Annotated in this window: 19 protein-coding genes; 6 read left to right on the top strand and 13 right to left on the bottom strand. The window is 70.8% G+C overall.

Annotated features, from left to right (window positions below; genetic code table 11):
• Together CEB94_RS18580 and CEB94_RS40945 are read right to left on the bottom strand one after the other, a co-directional pair.
• Positions 1–819 (bottom strand): class I SAM-dependent methyltransferase, encoded by an 819-nt coding sequence (locus CEB94_RS18580; RefSeq protein WP_175433310.1) that lies wholly within the window; start codon positions 817–819, stop codon positions 1–3.
• Between the two features lie 30 nt (positions 820–849).
• The gene (locus tag CEB94_RS40945; RefSeq protein ID WP_246111838.1) at positions 850–1,563 is read right to left on the bottom strand and encodes a CPCC family cysteine-rich protein; all 714 of its coding nucleotides are present in this window, start codon (positions 1,561–1,563) and stop codon (positions 850–852) included.
• A 251-nt stretch (positions 1,564–1,814) separates the two neighbouring features.
• Here CEB94_RS40945 and mshA point away from each other — a divergent pair, with 251 nt between their 5' ends.
• Positions 1,815–3,152, top strand: a complete 1,338-nt coding sequence (gene mshA, locus CEB94_RS18570) for a D-inositol-3-phosphate glycosyltransferase (protein ID WP_175433309.1) — start codon at positions 1,815–1,817, stop codon at positions 3,150–3,152.
• Positions 3,145–3,654 carry a type III secretion system chaperone family protein gene (locus tag CEB94_RS18565; protein ID WP_175433308.1) on the top strand — a complete coding sequence of 170 codons (510 nt, stop codon included), beginning with the start codon at positions 3,145–3,147 and terminating at the stop codon, positions 3,652–3,654. The genes mshA and CEB94_RS18565 overlap by 8 nt, the downstream gene beginning before the upstream one ends.
• On the opposite strand, the gene CEB94_RS18560 is transcribed toward CEB94_RS18565, so the two are convergent.
• Complete coding sequence (locus tag CEB94_RS18560; RefSeq protein ID WP_175433307.1) at positions 3,651–4,466, bottom strand: helix-turn-helix transcriptional regulator; 816 nt, start codon at positions 4,464–4,466, stop codon at positions 3,651–3,653. The genes CEB94_RS18565 and CEB94_RS18560 overlap by 4 nt on opposite strands.
• A gap of 49 nt (positions 4,467–4,515) precedes the next feature.
• Between CEB94_RS18560 and CEB94_RS18555 the strand changes: the two genes are divergently transcribed.
• Together CEB94_RS18555 and CEB94_RS18550 are read left to right on the top strand one after the other, a co-directional pair.
• The gene (locus tag CEB94_RS18555; RefSeq protein WP_175433306.1) at positions 4,516–4,953 is read left to right on the top strand and encodes a DUF2000 domain-containing protein; all 438 of its coding nucleotides are present in this window, start codon (positions 4,516–4,518) and stop codon (positions 4,951–4,953) included.
• Positions 4,954–5,044: 91 nt separating this feature from the next.
• Positions 5,045–5,776 carry a YqeB family protein gene (locus CEB94_RS18550; RefSeq protein ID WP_175433305.1) on the top strand — a complete coding sequence of 244 codons (732 nt, stop codon included), beginning with the start codon at positions 5,045–5,047 and terminating at the stop codon, positions 5,774–5,776.
• 21 nt (positions 5,777–5,797) lie between these two features.
• Here CEB94_RS18550 and CEB94_RS18545 read toward each other — a convergent pair whose 3' ends face one another.
• Entirely contained in the window at positions 5,798–6,217 is a 420-nt protein-coding gene (locus tag CEB94_RS18545; RefSeq protein WP_175433304.1) for a nuclear transport factor 2 family protein, read from the bottom strand.
• 68 nt (positions 6,218–6,285) lie between these two features.
• Between CEB94_RS18545 and CEB94_RS18540 the strand changes: the two genes are divergently transcribed.
• Complete coding sequence (locus CEB94_RS18540) at positions 6,286–6,621, top strand: DUF6233 domain-containing protein (RefSeq protein WP_175433303.1); 336 nt, start codon at positions 6,286–6,288, stop codon at positions 6,619–6,621.
• A 264-nt stretch (positions 6,622–6,885) separates the two neighbouring features.
• On the opposite strand, the gene CEB94_RS18535 is transcribed toward CEB94_RS18540, so the two are convergent.
• On the bottom strand, positions 6,886–7,461 hold the full coding sequence (locus CEB94_RS18535) for a GNAT family N-acetyltransferase (protein WP_175433302.1): 576 nt from the start codon (positions 7,459–7,461) through the stop codon (positions 6,886–6,888).
• Positions 7,458–8,753 carry an MDR family MFS transporter gene (locus tag CEB94_RS18530; protein ID WP_246111837.1) on the bottom strand — a complete coding sequence of 432 codons (1,296 nt, stop codon included), beginning with the start codon at positions 8,751–8,753 and terminating at the stop codon, positions 7,458–7,460. The genes CEB94_RS18535 and CEB94_RS18530 overlap by 4 nt, the downstream gene beginning before the upstream one ends.
• A 146-nt stretch (positions 8,754–8,899) precedes the next feature.
• Here CEB94_RS18530 and CEB94_RS18525 point away from each other — a divergent pair, with 146 nt between their 5' ends.
• Positions 8,900–9,661: a phosphoglyceromutase gene (locus CEB94_RS18525; protein WP_175433301.1), complete on the top strand. Its 762-nt coding sequence runs from the start codon at positions 8,900–8,902 to the stop codon at positions 9,659–9,661.
• Positions 9,662–9,739: 78 nt separating this feature from the next.
• Here CEB94_RS18525 and CEB94_RS18520 read toward each other — a convergent pair whose 3' ends face one another.
• The 7 genes from CEB94_RS18520 to CEB94_RS18490 all read right to left on the bottom strand — a co-directional run bounded on the left by CEB94_RS18520 (position 9,740) and on the right by CEB94_RS18490 (position 17,418).
• A complete protein-coding gene (locus CEB94_RS18520) occupies positions 9,740–10,975 on the bottom strand; it encodes a tyrosine-type recombinase/integrase (RefSeq protein WP_175433300.1) in 1,236 nt (411 codons plus the stop codon).
• 88 nt (positions 10,976–11,063) lie between these two features.
• Complete coding sequence (locus CEB94_RS18515) at positions 11,064–11,219, bottom strand: hypothetical protein (RefSeq protein WP_246111836.1); 156 nt, start codon at positions 11,217–11,219, stop codon at positions 11,064–11,066.
• A 484-nt stretch (positions 11,220–11,703) separates the two neighbouring features.
• Positions 11,704–13,179 (bottom strand): ATP-binding protein, encoded by a 1,476-nt coding sequence (locus tag CEB94_RS18510; protein WP_175433299.1) that lies wholly within the window; start codon positions 13,177–13,179, stop codon positions 11,704–11,706.
• A 2-nt stretch (positions 13,180–13,181) separates the two neighbouring features.
• Positions 13,182–14,060, bottom strand: a complete 879-nt coding sequence (locus tag CEB94_RS18505) for a bifunctional DNA primase/polymerase (protein WP_175433298.1) — start codon at positions 14,058–14,060, stop codon at positions 13,182–13,184.
• Positions 14,061–14,147: 87 nt separating this feature from the next.
• Positions 14,148–14,612 carry a hypothetical protein gene (locus CEB94_RS18500; protein WP_175433297.1) on the bottom strand — a complete coding sequence of 155 codons (465 nt, stop codon included), beginning with the start codon at positions 14,610–14,612 and terminating at the stop codon, positions 14,148–14,150.
• 11 nt (positions 14,613–14,623) lie between these two features.
• The gene (locus CEB94_RS18495) at positions 14,624–15,088 is read right to left on the bottom strand and encodes a hypothetical protein (RefSeq protein ID WP_175433296.1); all 465 of its coding nucleotides are present in this window, start codon (positions 15,086–15,088) and stop codon (positions 14,624–14,626) included.
• 203 nt (positions 15,089–15,291) lie between these two features.
• Complete coding sequence (locus tag CEB94_RS18490) at positions 15,292–17,418, bottom strand: ATP-binding protein (RefSeq protein ID WP_175433295.1); 2,127 nt, start codon at positions 17,416–17,418, stop codon at positions 15,292–15,294.
• Positions 17,419–17,498 lie beyond the last annotated feature (80 nt).

Here is a 17,498-nt window from a genome sequence, read left to right as displayed (position 1 = left end):
TCAGGCGCCCGGCGCCAATGCCTCCCACCGCACCGTCACTTCACCCTGCCGCCACCGCACCGGCCCGTCCGCGACCGGCCAGTCCGCCACCAGGTCCCGTACCGCGCGGATCCAGCGCTGCCGGGCGCCGTAGGAGGCATAGGGTGCGGCGGCCGCCCAGGCGCGGTCGAAGTCGCGCAGGAAGGCGTGCACCGGCTCGCCCGGGACGTTGCGGTGGATGAGCGCCTTCGGCAGGCGTTCCGCCAGGTCCGAGGGGCGCTCCAGGGAGCCCAGCCGGGTCGCGAAGGTGACCGTGCGCGGCCCCTCCGGGCCGAGCGCGACCCAGACGTGCCGCCGCCCGATCTCGTCGCAGGTCCCCTCGACCAGCAGTCCGCCGCGCGACCCGGTCGCCGGATCGGCGGGTGCGAGCCGCGCGCACAGCCGCTGCCACACGGCCGCGACCTCACCCTCCTCGTACTGCCGCAGCACGTTCGCCGCGCGGACGAGCAGGGGCCGCTGCGGGACCGGGATCTCGAAGCCGCCGTGCAGGAAGACGAGCCCCGCCCGCTCGTAGGGCAGCGCCGCCGCGACCCGGGCCGGTTCGATCTCGACGCCCACCACGCGCGCGTGTGGCGCGACCGTACGCAGACGCCGCAGCAGCTCGACGGCCGTCCAGGGGGCGGCGCCGTACCCGAGGTCGACCGCCACGGGATCGGCTGCGCGGCGCAGTTCGGCGCCGTGCGTGGCGGCGATCCAGCGGTCCATACGGCGCAGCCGGTTGGGATTGGTCGTCCCGCGCGTCACCGTTCCGAAGGGGCGGGCGGCCGCGCGGGGTGTCATACGTACGAGGTTAAGCGGCCCCGGGCCCTGTCAGGGGGCGAGGTGCCGCCGCCAGTAGGTGGGACGCCAGTAGTAGAGGGTGGTGAGGTCGTCGGGCATCGGGTCGCCGGCCGGCCCCTGCTCGAACGGGTCCCGGCCGGGGTCGGCGGGCCGGAAGCCCGGGTCCAGCGGCTCGTCGTCGCGCGGTGGCCGCACATGGCGCCGCATCTCCTCGGTCACGGCACCGATCCGCCGGTAGTCGGCCTGCGCCTCGATCAGGCTCAGCCCGTGGTTGGGACCGCTGCCGGACGTGGGGTGGCGGAGCTGGGAGGGGTCCTCCTCCCAGTAGCAGACCGGGCAGATCTCGTAGGCCCACAGCTCGCCGAGGGTCCGGTGGCCGCAGCACGGGCAGGGGAGCAGCTCCTCGGGCGGAGGCGGCGGTGCGGGACGATGCCGTGTGCCTGTCATGCCTGCGAGGGTAGGGATCCGGGGAGCTCGTCGCCCAGCCTTCTCCGGCGCCCCGGCCGCTACTCCCCGCCCCCGTACGTCCCGAACCCCGGCGTCCCCGCCGACTCGAAGACATGCACCGACAGACCGCCCGGCGTCGTCCGGTGGTCGGTCGCCCTTGCCGCCGCGGAGGATGTCGTCGCCCGCGCCGCCGTCCACGATCGCGCCGCCGCGGTCGGAGTGGAGGGTGTCGGCACCGTCGCCCAGGTCCGTCTCCAGGGAGTTGAGCGGCGACTGGCTCTCCAGGGCCTCGACCATGCAGGAGACCTTGGTGAGGACCTTGCCGTCGGGGTGGGTGCACCCGGTCCCCGCGCGGAGTTCACCTCCTGGTCACGCTCCCGGGGCCGACGGACACGGGCCCCCACACCCTCGAACGGTTGAGCGACAGACGGTAATGATTCGGTAAAACTCCCGAATCGGGAAATGGAGCACCTTCCTCCGGTGTTGGCCCCGTCGGAGGGCACCGTGCGCCCTGCGAAAGGCACGCCCGGAGCAAGGAGGAACGCCACGTGAGCCAGTACATCGGCAGGCTCGGCCGGCGCTCCGCGTCATCACCCGCGCGCCTCCGGCTGCACCGCAGGCCCCGCCGCGTCGCCATGCTCTCCGTGCACACCTCCCCGCTCCACCAGCCGGGCACCGGCGACGCCGGCGGCATGAACGTCTACATCGTGGAGCTCGCCCAGCGCCTCGCCGCGCACGGCATCGAGGTCGAGATCTTCACGCGCGCGACCGCGGCCGCCCTCCCCCCGACCGTCGAGCTGGCCCCCGGCGTCCTCGTCCGGCACGTCGACGCAGGCCCCTACGAGGGCCTCAACAAGGAGGACCTCCCCGCCCAGCTGTGCGCCTTCACCCACGGCGTGATGCAGGCCTGGGCCGGTCACCGCCCCGGCTACTACGACCTCGTCCACTCCCACTACTGGCTCTCCGGCCACGTCGGCTGGCTCGCCGCCCAGCGCTGGGGCGTCCCCCTGGTGCACGCCATGCACACCATGGCCAAGGTCAAGAACGCCAACCTGGCCGACGGCGACACCCCCGAACCGGCCGCCCGCGTCATCGGCGAGACCCAGATCGTCGCCGCCGCCGACCGCCTCATCGCCAACACCACCGAAGAGGCCGACGAACTCGTACGGCACTACGCGGCCGAGACCGACAAGGTCGCCGTGGTCCACCCCGGTGTGAACCTCACCCGCTTCTCGCCCGCCGACGGCCGCGCCGCCGCCCGGGCCCGCCTCGGCCTGCCCCAGGACGCGCTCATCCCCCTCTTCGCCGGCCGCATCCAGCCCCTGAAGGCACCGGACGTGCTGCTGCGCGCCGTCGCCGTCCTCCTCGACGAGCGCCCCGAACTGCGCTCGCGCATCCTCGTGCCCGTCGTCGGCGGCCCTTCCGGCAGCGGCCTCGCCAAGCCCGAGGGTCTGCAGAAGCTGGCCGCGCGCCTGGGCATCGCGGACGTCGTACGGTTCCGCCCGCCGGTCGGCCAGGAGCAGCTGGCGGACTGGTTCCGCGCCGCCTCCGTGCTGGTCATGCCCTCCTACAGCGAGTCCTTCGGCCTGGTCGCCATAGAGGCGCAGGCGGCCGGTACCCCGGTGCTCGCGGCGTCGGTCGGCGGTCTGCCGGTCGCCGTGCGCGACGGACACACCGGCTTCCTCGTGCGCGGGCACGATCCGGCCGACTACGCGCGCGTGCTGGGCGACTTCGCCGACGACCCGCGGCTGGCGCCCCGGCTCGGCGGGCAGGCCGCCCGGCACGCCCAGTCCTTCGGCTGGGACACCTCGGCCGCTGCCACGGCGGACGTCTACACGGCCGCGATGCAGGCGCACCGCCGTCGCGTACGCTCGCTGCATGGGTGAAACCGATCAGGAACAGCGTGCGGCACAGGTCGTCGAGGGAGCGCTGAAGGACGTCGGACTGGAGTGGGAGAGCCCCCGGCCCGGCACCTACGTCGCGCAGCTCCCCGGCACCCGCAAGCTGAAGACGACGCTCTCCCTGATCGTCGGCCGCCACTCCCTGTCGCTGAACGCCTTCGTCATCCGCCACCCCGACGAGAACGAGCAGGGCGTCCACCGCTGGCTCCTGGAACGCAACCTCAAGCTCTACGGCGTGAGTTACGCCGTCGACCAGCACGGCGACGTCTACCTCACCGGCCGCCTCTCCCTGTCCGCCGTCACCGCCGACGAGCTCGACCGCCTGCTCGGCCAGGTCCTGGAGGCCTCCGACGGCGCCTTCAACACCCTGCTGGAGCTGGGCTTCGCCTCGGCCATCCGCAAGGAGTACGAGTGGCGGGTCTCGCGCGGGGAGTCCACACGCAACCTGGACGCGTTCGCCCACCTCACCCAGCGCCCCGAGCGCTAACCGGCCCGATAGCGCCCCGGCGGCACGCCCACCAGCCTGCGGAAGTGCCGGGTGAGGTGCGACTGGTCGTAGAACCCGGCCGCCACCGCCACATCGCCCGGTGAGCGCCCTTCGAGGAGCAGCCGCCGGGCGCGCCCCACGCGCAGGGACGTCAGGTACTGGTGCGGGGCGATGCCGTAGGCCGTGCTGAACGCCCGGACGAGATGGGCGGGATGGGCGCCGAGCAGCCCGGCGGCCTCCCGCAGGACGACGCCCTCGACGATCCGCTCGTCCAGCAACTCGCGCAGCCGCCGGGCCAGAACGGGATCGGCCGGCCGGGGGGAAGGGTCGCCCCGCAGATGCCCGCGCAACCGCTCCCCGACGAACAACAGCCTGCTCTCGGCCTCCAGTTCCTCACCGGGCCGCCCCAGCGCGCCGTGCAATTGCCCCACGCGCCGCCGCAGCAGCGGATCGCGCAGATCGGGCCGGTCGACGGCGGCCCCGATGAACTCGTCCCCGATATGCGTCCCGTCCAGGTACAGCACCCGCTTGCGGAAGCCCTCCGGGGTGACGGGGGAGCCGTTGTGCGGTACGTGCGGCGGCAACAGCGACACGGTGTCGTGCGGGGTGCCGTGCTCGTGCCGGTCGAGGTCGTACCGTACGGCGCCGGTGTCGACGATCAGCAGGGTCCAGGCGTCGTGGACGTGCATCGGATACGCGTACTCGGTGAACCGCGCGTGGAAGACCTCGACGACACCCGGGACGGCGGGCCGCCAGGCGGAGACGATCCGCTGCCGGTCCGGCCCGTTCGTGCGCGTGGGCTGGGAGGCCATGCAAAGAACGTACAAGACCCTGGCGGGGACCGGCGGGCACGCTCGGGTCATGAACACCGGACCCACCCCGGAGCCCGTCCGCTTCGACACGAAGATCGCCGTACTGCTGCGCGAGGACCTTGAGCCCTGGCAGCGCCTAAACGTGACATCGTTCCTGGTCAGCGGCCTGGGAACGCAGCTTCCCGAGGTGATCGGCGAACCGTACGAGGACGCGGACGGCGTGCCCTACCTCCCCATGTTCCGCCAGCCGGTCATGGTCTTCGAGGCCACCAAGGAAACCCTGACCGCCGCGCACACCCGTGCCCTCTCGCGCGCCCTGCCCCGCGCGGTCTTCACCTCCGACCTCTTCGCCACGGGCAACGACCGTGACAACCGCGCCGCCGTACGGGCTGTGCCGACTGCGGCACTGGACCTCGTGGGGCTCGCGGTCCACGGCCCGAAGAACGCGGTGGACAAGGTGGTCAAGGGGGCGCGGATGCACCCGTGAGTCGGGGCGCGGGCGGGAAGGCGACCAAAGTCGCGGGTGCGTAGACCAACGGCTGACGACAGGGCGGACGGCTCCTCGTGAGACTGCTCCCATGGAGGAAGCCAGGAACGTGCACCTGCGCAAGAGCCCCCGGCCGCAGCCGGGCAGGGCCACCGAACTCGCCGAATCGGCCTGGGCCATCGTGCTCTTCTGCGTCGCCTGCGGGGCCGTGGCCGGAGCCCTGCTCCCGCTCCTCGCCCGCTTGCTGCTGGCTCTGCCGTGGGCACCGCTCGAAGGTCCGGCCGAACTGCTCACCTCGGTCCCGGAACCCGCCCTCACCCTCGGCACGATCGCGGTGGGCGTGCTCGGCGGCCTGCTGCTCGGTTTCACGGCGGCGCACGAGTCGCTGTCCGTCCGCGTCCGCGACACCCACGTGACCCTGACCATCCGCGACAGCTCCCAGGAGTTCGCCCGCGAGGAGATCTCGGTGTTCTTCCGGGACGGCAAGCAGCTCGTCCTGCTCGGCCCGGACAGCCTCGAACTGGCCCGGGAGCACTGCGGCCTGAACTGGCAGCGCCTCGCGGACTCCCTCACCGCGTACGGCTACGCATGGGAGGAACAGGACCCGTACCACGCCGAGTTCCGCCGCTGGGTCCCCGGCACCCCCGGCCTGCCCACGGGCGCGGACGCCCTGCTGCGGGCCCGCGCGCAGGTCCGCAAGGACGAGGACAGCGCCGAGGAGGCCCGGGAGTTGCGCGGGGAACTGCTGCGGCTGGGAGTGGTCGTGCGGGACGAGGACAGGCGGCAGTACGTCCGGGTCGTGACGGGCGACGCCGGCGGGTGACCTCGAAGGCGGGCGTCGTCGTCAGGGCGTACAGGCCGCGGCGATCGACACGCTGTTCTCGTACAGGTGGTGCCGGGTGATCCGCCCGCCCTCGACGGTGAGCCGCAGCGCGAAGGGCCCCGAGAAGGACTTCCCGGTCGCCCGGACGGTCCCGGAGACCTGCCCCGTCAGCACGGCGTCGGTCCCGTCGACGAGGACGGTGTCCACGGACGCGCGAGCGTCCTCCGGGACGGTGTACCTGGCCAGCTCCTCGGCCTGCGCCGCACAATCGACGGCGGTGGACCGAGGCCTGATCCAGGGCACGACGGGATTCTCGGCGAGCATCCAGTCGACCTCGTCGGCGAAGAGCGCGGCGAGCCCCTCGGTGTCACCGGCGAGCCGGAGCCCGAGGAACTTCTGGACGGTCGAGCGGGTCGCTTCCGCGGTGTCGGCAGGTGTCATGGAGCCCAGCCTGCCGGGACGCCAGGGGAGCGTCGATTACCCCGGAGGTAAGCTCTAGAATCGAACGCATGAACGACCCAGAGTCGCGGCTCGCGCTGCTCCGCTTCCTGGAGCGCGTGCAGGAGCGCGACCTGGCACGCACCCGCCGGTGGATCGTGGACGAGGAACGCCGCCAGACCGAACGCCACCGCGGTCTCCAGGCCCGTCCTCCCTCACCGGACTGGCTGATCGAACGCGGTCTGTCCGGACAGGAAGCCGTGTACGTCCACGTCGGCGGCTGCTGGAACGCGGGCCGGCGCAGCAGGGGCGTCGACCGCGACCGTGCCCGGCGCGCCCTCACCGACGGGATCAAGGCCTGCCCGCAGTGCCGGCCGGACACGGAACTCGGCTTCGTGGACGGGTGACACGGCCGTCCGAGGGCGGGACGCCGACGCCCGGAGCCAGGGTCTTGAGCGCGCGGCCGGCTTCCGGGGGTTCCAGCACCGCAGGGAATGGCGGCATCCCCGACCTGTCCGGGGGCGGCCCGGAGAAGTCGTCCGGGGCCCACCGACGGTCGGGCTTCGTCGACAGCCAGGAGGAGACCTGCCGGCGCCGGCCGCGCAGCACTCCGCGGCCGATGACGGGCCATGAGTCCACGACGTCGCCCGGTGTCACGGACACGGACACGGTCACGCCGAGGCGCGGTGGGCCTCGCGCGTGAGCGCCATGACCCGCACCGGCTGCCCGTGGGAAGGAACGCGAGTGGTGCGGTCGTACGTCATTCCGAGCTTGGTCATGACGCGCATCGAGGCGTGATGGTCGACGTGGCAGATGCTGACGACGCGCTCCAGACCGGCCCCCGCCGTCGCCCCCGCCCCCGCCTCGGCGAAGGCGAACGCCAGGACCTCGCGCGCCGCTTCGGTGGCGTAGCCCCGGCCCCAGGAGCGGCGCCGAAGCCGCCACCCGATCTCCACCGTCGGCATGATCTCGGGGAGGAAGGCCGGAACGGCCAGTCCCACCCACCCGACCGGCTCGCCGGTCGCGATCTCCTCGGCGGCGAACAGGCCGTAGCCGCGCTCGTCCCAGGCCGCGCGCACACGGCCCAGTGCCGCGGCGGTCCGCTCGCGGGTGCCGGGCGAGCCGTCACCGATGTATCGCATGACGTCCGGATCCGCGTCCATCTCCGCGAACGCGTCCAGGTCCGACTCTCTCCACTGACGCAGCCACAGGCGTTCGGTACGGCGTTCCGGGTGTCGCGTGGTCACAGGGCCCGACTCCTTCGCGTCTCCTTGCCCGGCCCGGCCGGCAGCGCCCGCGACCCGTTCTCCGCTCTCTCTTCCGGCACCCGCCGCATCAACACGGCGTACCCCGCCCCGGCCGCCGTCCCCACCACCGCGCAGAACCCCCACAGCCACTCCGCCCCGAACCGGTCGATGACGAACCCGGACAGCAGCGGAGCGACGAGGGCGGCCACGGACCAGGACATCGTGTACATGCCCTGGTAGCGCCCGCGCCCGTGCACCGGGGACAGCCGTACGACAAGTCCCGTCTGCGTCGGCGCGTTGACGATCTCCGCCAGCGTCCACACGCACACCGTGAGCGCGATGACCCCCACCGACCCCGCGAAGGCGGTGAGCGCGAAGCCGTACCCCGCGAGGACGGACGAGACGACCAGCAGCCGGCGGGGATCTCGATGCTCGATGAAGCGGGTGACGGGGATCTGGAGGACGACGATCAGCACGCCGTTGACGGCGATGGCCATGCCGTACTCGGCCGGAGTGAAGCCGGCCTCACCCATCGCCACCGGCAGCCCCACCGACCCCTGCTGGAAGATCAGCGCGACGAGGAAGGACAGCCCGACGACGCTCATGAACGGTCCGTCGCGCAGTACGGTGCGCAGGCTCACGGAATCGTCCCGGGCGGCACCGTCCGGGACGGCCGACCGCACCGCCGTCCCGGCGGGCTTGGACTCCGGCAGCCGCAGGAAGACGAGGATCGCGCAGACCATCGTCATCCCCGCTTCGATCAGGAACCCGGCGCGGTAGCTGACCTCGGCGATGAACCCGGCGGCCATGGAGGAGACGGCGAAGCCGAGGTTGATGGCCCAGTAGTTGAGGGAGAACGCGCGGATTCTGTCCTCGGGCCGGACGATGTCCGCCATCATCGCCTGCACCGCGGGCCGCGAGGCGTTGCTCGCCATGCCGACCAGGAAGGCGACACCGGCGATCGCGGCCGGGTCGCGCACGAACCCCAGCAGCGCGACGGACACGGCCGTCGAGGCCTGCGCGATCAGCAGCGTCGGCCGTCGCCCCAGCCGGTCGGCCATCACCCCGCCGCCCAGCGAGGAGATCACCCCGCCCAGCCCGTGCAGGGAGGCGACCAGACCGGCGTACGTGGCGGAGTAGCCGCGGTCGACCGTCAGGTACAGCGCCATGAAGGTGGCGACGAATGCGCCGAGCCGGTTGACCAGCGTGCTGGTCCACAGCCACCAGAACTCGCGGGGGAGTCCGGAGACCGTCTCCCGGACGGCACGTCGGGCACGCAGGGCGTACGGCATGGATCCCCCGATGTAAGTGGCGCTCGCGACAGCGGCACGTTACAAGTGGGCGATCTCCGACGGCCACCGAATTAGCAGATCCAGTCAAACGTCCGTCTGCCGGGCAGCCACGCGAACGGGCGAAAGCGTGGATTACGCTCTGGGGCATGGCCGACGCACCGTACAAGCTGATCCTCCTCCGCCACGGCGAGAGCGAGTGGAACGCGAAGAACCTGTTCACCGGCTGGGTGGACGTGAACCTGAACGAGAAGGGCGAGAAGGAGGCAGTCCGCGGTGGCGAGCTCCTGAAGGACGCCGATCTCCTCCCCGACGTGGTCCACACGTCCCTCCAGAAGCGCGCGATCCGCACGGCCCAGCTCGCGCTGGAGTCCGCGGACCGCCTCTGGATCCCGGTCCACCGCTCGTGGCGCCTGAACGAGCGCCACTACGGCGCCCTGCAGGGCAAGGACAAGGCCCAGACGCTCGCCGAGTTCGGCGAGGAGCAGTTCATGCTGTGGCGCCGGTCCTATGACACCCCGCCCCCGCCGCTCGACGTCGACGCCGAGTACTCCCAGTTCTCCGACCCGCGCTACGCCACCCTCCCGCCGGAGCTGCGCCCGCGCACGGAGTGCCTGAAGGACGTCGTCGTCCGCATGCTCCCGTACTGGTTCGACGCGATCGTCCCCGACCTGCTGACCGGCCGCACGGTCCTGGTCGCGGCCCACGGCAACTCGCTCCGCGCCCTGGTCAAGCACCTGGACGGCATCTCCGACGCGGACATCGCGGGCCTGAACATCCCCACGGGCATCCCGCTCTCCTACGAACTCGACGCCGACTTCAAGCCCCTGAACCCGGGCGGCACGTACCTCGACCCCGAGGCGGCGGCAGCGGCGATCGAGGCGGTGAAGAACCAGGGGAAGAAGAAGTAGGGTTTGTGATCATGCCCCTGACCTGCGCACATGGCGCGAGTCAGGGGCGTTTTCATGGCCTGGGCCCACTGTGGGCCCTCAGTGCCCCGGATCTTGCGGCCGGAGCGCGCGACCGATGGCGTTCCGGGCCCGGTCCCGGCTACTGGGCATGAGGTGCGCGTACACCTTCAGCGTCAGCCCTGGGTCAGAGTGTCCGAGGTACTCGCTGACGGCCTTGATGCTCTCGCCGGCGTCCAGGAGAACGGACGCGTAGAAGTGCCGGAGCGCGTGCATGCCGTGTTCGCGAGCAGCCTCGTGCTCTCGGCTCTTGGCCTTGGGGATGACGCCCACCTTCGCAAGGGCGGGCTTCCAGTGGTCCTCATTCAGCGACGTACGCCAGACGTGCCCGCCGCGCGGCCCGCTGAAGATGAGCCGCTTGGTCACGGGCTGACCGCTCGCGCGCATCCACGGCAAGGTGACCTCGACTGGCGGGAAGCGCTTCATGTGCTCTTTCAGCGCCTCAGCTACGGGCTCGGGCAGAGGCACGTCTCGGAGCTTGCCGCCCTTGGGCGGCGCGAACACAGGCGTACTCAGGCTCAGCTTGAGTTGCTGTACGACGTGCAGCGTGCCGTTGTCGAAGTCCAGCTCATCGACGCACAGTCCGAGAATCTCGCCCTGTCGCAGTCCGCATCCGGCGCCCATGTCGACCATGGTCCGAAAGCGCTCGACCATGGCGTCACGGACTGCGAAGACGCGTCCCGGCTGCCAGGGGACGACACGGCGTGTGCCCATCTCGGGGAGGGTCACCGTGCGCGAGTTGCAGGGGTTCCGGCGCAGGTATCCGTCCTCCACCGCTGCGGAGAGGACTGCGCGGACGTTGGAGAAAATCACGCGAGCGTACGCGCCGGACATGCCGGAGGCTTCGAGCTGCGTCACGAACTCGCGGATGTGGCTAGGTTGGAACGATCCCAGGGCGCGCGAGCCGATGCGCGGGAAGGCGTGCAGGTTGAGCTGAGACTGCATCGATGCTCGGGTGTTCGGGTCGCCGCTTTGGCTCGCCAACCACCCTTCGGCGAACTCCTGGAACGACGTCCGGGATGCGTTCGGGTCGATGTAGTCGCCGCGGGCCACGTCCGCCGCCATCTGGGTCAGCCACTGCTCCGCGAGACGCTTCTGGCCGTCGGGGAACGACTTGCTCTTGCGCTTGCCGTCGGGCGCGAAGTACCGGGCCCGGTAGCGCATACCGGTTCCGTGCCGAGCTGTCTTTACCTTGCGAGTCTTGCCGTCGGCGTCGGTCACGGTCTTGAACCAGCGGTCTTGGATGCTGCCGGCCATGTGGGGCGTGTTCCCTTCTGGGCATGGGACGGGGAGGGCCGCGGTGCGGCCCTCCCCGGGGTGTTGGGTGGTGCGGGGTGCGGCAGGCTCAGGCCGCGTCGTCGAGGGCGGTGCGTTCGGCCTCCCACGCCTGTACGGCGGCGGGGTTGAAGCGGAGGTAGCGGCCGACGCGGAAGCCGGGCGGGCCGATGCGCACGAGAGCGAGCAGGGCTTTAAGCAGCTCGGTCGGCTCTTCGGTGGCCATGGTTGGTGACTCCTCATGTCCGTCTCGGGGTTGGGTGAGGTGTCCTGCAGTGAGTTGGGCGCGGGCGGCGCCGGGAGCGTGTGTCTGTCCGATGCTCGGATTTCTGCGTCATCGCGTCACGCCCGTCATTTGTGGTTCTGACCTGTGGTTATGCGGTGACGCGGGCAGTTCGGGGCGTGTCACAGGCCAGGGCGGGCTTCTGTCACCCGTGACGCGGATGACGGGCGGTGACGCTGGGTCGGGCCGTCTGCGTCACGGTAGAAACCGCTGGTCAGTGACCGGGTTCGGGTGGCTGGTGACGTGGGTGACGCAAGGTCTCTTCTCTTAGGAAAAAAGGGAGGGGTGATGTCTTTGGGTGATGCGCGGCTCAGAACGTGAATGCGGAGCCGCGCAGCGGCACGCCTATGCGGCGGCTCGCCGCCGAACAGCAAGATGAGCACCCGTTCCGGGCGGGGTGCTCCTCTTGCTTGTCCGCCTGGTGCGGTCAGAACGCCGTTTCCTGCTGGTTGAGGGTGAGCGCGGCGGCCCGGGTCATTTCGATGTAACGGGCGGCGCTGGTGCGCCCCCAGTCGATGAGCACGCCTCGTGCGGCAAGGGTGGGTTGCAGCCGCTTGAGACGGTCGGAGAGAACCTTGCCCGTGGTGGGCCAGCCCTTGGGCAGGGGACGGCACTCCTCACCGCTGTAGAGGGTGGTGAGGCAGTGCAGCCATTCCGAGGACGTCATGCGGACGTCCGCTCCCTCATCGAGTCCGGCCGCGTGCTTCAGGACCGTCTGAGCGAGCAGGTCTCCTTCGATGACGTCGTCGTTGAGGTCGTCGAGGCTGGCCCGGTAGGCGGCCAGCGAGTTGAAACCGGTGGCCGCGTCGAGCTGTGCGCACAGGTGGGCGAAGTCGGCCATCCGCAGGTCGGTGGGGGTGTCCGCTTGAGCGGCCCGCACCTTCACGGTCAGGTCCAGCAGGGAGCCGAGAACGACGGGAAGGATCTCTGCGTACTCCGCCCACAGCTCTGCCTCGGTGCGCCGCACCCGGGGCCGCACGAGACGCAGCGGGAGGAGGCGTTCGGCGAGGTCGGGCCGGATGACGCCGACGTCGATACCGGTCAGCAGTATGGGGCGCCGGTAGCGGGAGCGCACGACGTCGCCATCCGTGAACAGGGCGCGCTTGATGCTCTCGGCACCGGTCACGATGCAGCACATCAGGTCGGACAGGTCCGGGGGCAGGTGAGAGAGGTTGTCCAGGGCGGTGACCCATCCCGCAGCAACCGCCGTGATCATGTTCTCCTCGTCCTTCGGCGCCCGGCGCAGGTCACCGCTCATCCCTTCGATGATCCGCACGAGCATCCGGCCGCCGGTGGACTTGCCCGCCCCCTGGGGGCCAGTGAGGAAGGGGGCCGGGACGGGCACGGAGGGTTCCAGGCAGCCGATCAACCAGGCAATGGCCAGGCATTCGGTCTCGGCCCCGGCGAAGTTGCACAGGCGCAGCAGGAGATCGATGCCCTTGCCGTTGGTGTCCTTGGCGGGCAGTGGGAGTTCCCCCGTGAGCTGGGTGCGCCTCCAGCAGACTTCCTGCGGATCGGGGGTGAGGATGTCCCATCCGGTGGGGTGGATGCGGACGGACTTACCGTCGTTGCGCCCCAGGTCGAGCCAGGTCGCGCCGTCGAACCCCGGGGCGACGCGGATGTGGGTGGGCTGTACGTCCTCGGTCAGCGCGAGGGCTTCGATCAAGTCCAACGCCTCCTTGAGTGCCGTGCCGTTGAACACGCCGACCCCGTCCTTGTAGAGGCCGACCATGAGTTCCTGGCGGTGGCTGCCTGTAGTGCCCTGGGAGCGGATCGGGCGGGCAACGGGGTGGCCGTTGCGCTGCGCGTAGACGGTGCCGTCGACGGTGCGGAAGTACCGGAAGTGCGCTTGCGCGTAGTCGGTGATGATCTGGCGGGCCGGAGTCTTCTCGTCCTCGGACACGGTCACATCCCCAGTGCGGTGCGGGCGTTGGTCCACGCGTCGGTGCAGTGCCGCACCGATTCACCCTTCGCCTGCGCGGCAGCGAACAGCCGCGCGACATGGGCATCGGTCAGGCAGCCGCACCGGCCATGCGTCGAGAGCACGGCGAGGAACGTGCGGTAGACCGTGGCGTGCACCGCGCTGCGGGCCTCCGTGATGCGCTGCTCTGCCATGGCGATGCCACGATCGAGGTAGGTGGGTGTGCGGTGGCGGCACTCACCCTGTCCGGCCGTGAGGGGCACTGTGAGCGTCTGTGGCGCCCCGCGGAAAGGGGACGGCTCCTTTACTGCCAGCGCCCGCACAGCGTCCGGCAGAGCGGCCATGTCGCCGGTGCCGGGTCCGAGCCAACGGGCGTACTGCATAAGGGACTTGATGTCCACACCGGGCCGGACCGCGTTGGCGGACTGCATGGTGCCCTGGTAGATCCAGTGCTCACCCCGGTTCGTGCGCACGATCCGGGTGGCGGGCAGACTCGCACGGGCCCACATGATGGCTTCCGCGCTGTCGAGGTCCACGACGGTCAGTCCGGCACCGCCAGGGTGGTAAGCCACCGCTGGCGCCTCGCACCACGCCCTCGCCCATTCTCGGGAGCGCAGGACGGTGGGGTCGGTGGTGGCGGCAGCCCAGCCGTGGCAGGGTGCCGGGCAAGTGCAGGGGCCGGGGATTTTCATGTTTGGCCGGCCCCCGCAGGCGTTGCGGGCGCAGGCACGGCAGTTGCCGAACGGCATTTTGCCGGCCCGCAGCGGTAGCGGGGGCACGCCGGACGCCGCGAGGTCAAGCGCGATGCTCAGAGGGCTGTTGAGGGTGTCCGGTACTCGCCGGATGTCGGTGGGTTGCGTCATGCTGGGTTGTCTCCAGTTCCTTGGTAGGTGACTGGCTGACAAGGGCGGCCCCGGACTTTGGCGAGACGGGGGCCGCCCTTGGCGTAGCTACTGGTCGTCGGCGGTCATGAGGGCGTACTGCTGACGGACGTAGGCGCGCGGGTCACAGATCACGCCGGGCTGGTCGATGTCGAGCAGGTACAGGGCCGCCGCGTCGGCGGCCTGGGTGGCGTCGCCGACCGTGCCGAGCTCGTCCAGGAGTGCGATGCGGTCGAGCAGGGCGGCTTTGCGCAGGTAGAAGTCCCGTCCCAGCTCCGTGAAACATGCGGAGTCGGCGAGGAAGCGGGCCGTCCAGCCGATCTCGCTGTTGATGCTCGGAGCGTTCGCGTACGCCTGCTCCGGGGTGGGCCAGTCCGCCGGCGTGGGGTGGTGGTCAGCGGTGAGGTAGAGGCGGGTGCGCTTGCCGTCCCGGGTCGGGTACATGCGTACCTCACCGGTCGTGAACGCGGTCTTCAACGCGGTCGTGACGCGGTCGGTGTCGTCGGGGTCGCAGATGGCGCGGATCTCGAACACGAAGGCTCCAGTCAGCCGTTGAAGTGGTTGCGTTTGAAGATGGCTTTGCGGATGTTGACCGTGGTCCCGCCCTGGTGGCCGTGCGGCTTGAAGACCTGCACGGCGATCCAGCCGCCGAAGATGACTGCGGCGAGGGTGATGAGCTGGGTGATGAGCGCGGTCAGGGCGGTGATGAAGGTGGTGAGCAGGAGTAGGCCGCCGCACACGGCGAGGAAGCCGACGCCCCCGAGGGCGACGTTGACGGCCGTGCGGGATACGGGCGGTTTCGCGGCGAGGGGTTCGGGCTGTGCGGGGTTGATGGCGTAGCCGGTGACGACGCGGCCGTCGGGCAGGACGATGCTCGCGACCGACGGCACGGCGCCCGGCTGCACGGCGACCATCGGCGCCGGGGCCATCACGGCGGGCGGGAGCGGGGTCGGCTGGTGGACTTCCACGGCCCGCTCAGCGGGCGCGTGGCGGGCAGGTTCGGGGTACATGCGGAATCCCTTCCGAACGTGGTTCGGGGAGGCGGGGACACCCCCTTGTGGGGGCGCTGAGAGGGGGGTTTCGGGGTGCTGACCTGCACGCCTCCCCGCCTCCCCGAACTGATGTTTTCGCTGATCAGCGTGGGGGAGGCGGGGCGGGGAGGCGGTTGGGGAGTTCTCCCCGCCTCCCCGACGCGGACGGGGCCGCCTCCCCACTACTCGGCAGCAGAAGCGGAACCCTCGTCGTCGCGGTTGGCGAGCGCGGCGAGGACGTCGTCACGGCGCACGACCATGCGCCCGTGCGACTTGTAGGGCTCGACATCGTTGGCCTCCAGCACGCGCTTGAGGTCGCCGTTGGTCCAGCCGCCGTAGGTGTCCTCGTTGAGCATCGCGAGCCGCTTGAGGACGTCCTGGGTAAAGGGCCGCTTGACGTCACCGATGGCGGCGGCGATGTCGGCGAGCGCATCGCGCTCCTCGCCGCGCCCGACGACGGTCAGGGTGGTGATGCCGGCGCGCATGGCCTTGGCGCGGTCGGTGATGGCCTTGGCGTCGTCGTCGCCGATGAAGTGGGTGCGCACCGTGATCGACGACTGGCCCTTGGGAATGTCGATGCCGTCGGAGGCAACGACCAGCGTTCCCTTGTCCAGACCCTGCCGGAGCAGGTGCGGGGCGGCCCCGCCGTTGACGGCCTTCTCACCCAAGGCCATGACGGCTTGTGCCTCGGTGCCCAGCGCGAGCGAGGCACGGGTGTGCGCGCCCTCCCGCACCAGCTTGGGAAGGTTCTGGTCGGTGGGGTCCTGCGTCCCCTCGTACATGAGCACGTCGACCACACGGCCTTGGTTGTGGACCTTACGTACGCCCATGAAGTACCGGGAGGTCGCTTTGGAGCCGCCGTAGGGGCGCTTCTCGTCGTCCACGGCCGGGCACATGAACGCCACCTGCGCTTCGTCCACGATCCCGATCAGCGGGTCGAACACCACCGTGGGGTCCGCCTGGCGTGCCGCGATACGGCGGTTCATCTCGTCGACCAGACCCTCAACCATCTCGGTCGCCTCGATGACGTGCTCATCGGTCGGCCCCTGGATCAGCACTGTGGCCAAACCGTCGAACATGGCCCAGTCACCGGCGCCCTTGAGGTCGGCGATCCGGAACTCAACCCGACGATCCAGCGACGCCCACAGCGCCAGCGAGCGCAGCGCGGCGGTCTTGCCCTGGTTCGACAGACCCGTGATGAGCAGATGCCGCTGATACAGCGACAGGGCGGCGGCGTCGCCGCGCAGGTCCTGCCCCCACGGCGCCTTACCGCTCTTGTAGTTGGCGGTCAGCGTCTCGTCGGTGACCAGCGGGGACGGGCCGATCGGCTCATCCAGCGCGCCCGAGTCGGCGATCCACAGGCGGACCGTGCGGGCCGCTTCGGGGATGGTGATGAACACCTCGTGCTCGTGCCGGGTCAGGTTCTCCGCCAGCTTGCGCCGCTTGCCCTGCACCTCGTTCGTGGCCACCCCGGAGGGCAGGGTGACATCGACCTCGACACCGCAACCGGCGATCCGGATCGGGCCCAGCATGCTCGCGCCGGCGTCGCCCATCTCCGTGATCGCCTTACGCAGCGCGGGGATGCCGAGATCCCGCAGAGCCTTGACCACGATGGACGGGGTGATCGGCTCACCCTCACCATTGCGCACGTTCGCGGGCAGCGCCCACGCGGGGGCGGCCTGCTGTTTGCTGCCGACCATCCACATGCCCAGCAGAGCCAGCAGCGGGCCGATCACGAGAGCGGGACCCCACACGATTTGCACGATCCGGATCAGCAGGCCGATGAACTCAATCGTGGCCGCGAGCGGGGTGATGACGTCGGTGACGTCGTGGTTGTTGATGGCCATCACGACCCCGAGCGCGACCAGGACGCCGATGCTCATGCCAACGCCGACCCCGACGCCCTTGGCCACGTCCAGTGGGGAGTGGAGCAGGTCCATGCGGCGGCGGTGGCGGGCCTCGCGGAAGCGCTGCAAGCGCTCTTCCCACTCCTCGGCTACCTCGTAGTTGCCCGCGGCTTCGGCGGCCCGGAGCATGCGCTCGTAGCGGGCACCGGTCTTGCCGTCCCAGGTGCGGCGGGCCACGATCCGGCCCCCGTTGAGCGTGTAGAGGCCGTGGCGGACCACGGCGCGGGCGGTCGTCCTGGTGGTCTCGTGGGTGACGATCGTGCGCACCGCGCGGCCGGAGCGCACCCAGAGGGGCACGATCGGCGCGGGCGGGGCGTCGGGGACCACCGTCAAGGTGGTCACGGGAGCGCCCTCATCGGGGGTTTCGGTGGTCTTGTGGAGGCTGACGACGTTCTCGGACATGCTGGAAGTACTCCTGACTGCCCTACTCGGGGCGGGAGTTGCGGGAGGGTGCCGGGGTGGCCGGGTCCGTGGCAGGGGCG

Origin of the sequence: Streptomyces hawaiiensis, assembly GCF_004803895.1 — a bacterium.
Classification (GTDB): Bacteria; Actinomycetota; Actinomycetes; order Streptomycetales; family Streptomycetaceae; genus Streptomyces; species Streptomyces hawaiiensis.
Note: the sequence above shows the minus strand (reverse complement) of the source record. Positions and strands in the feature narration are given on the sequence as shown.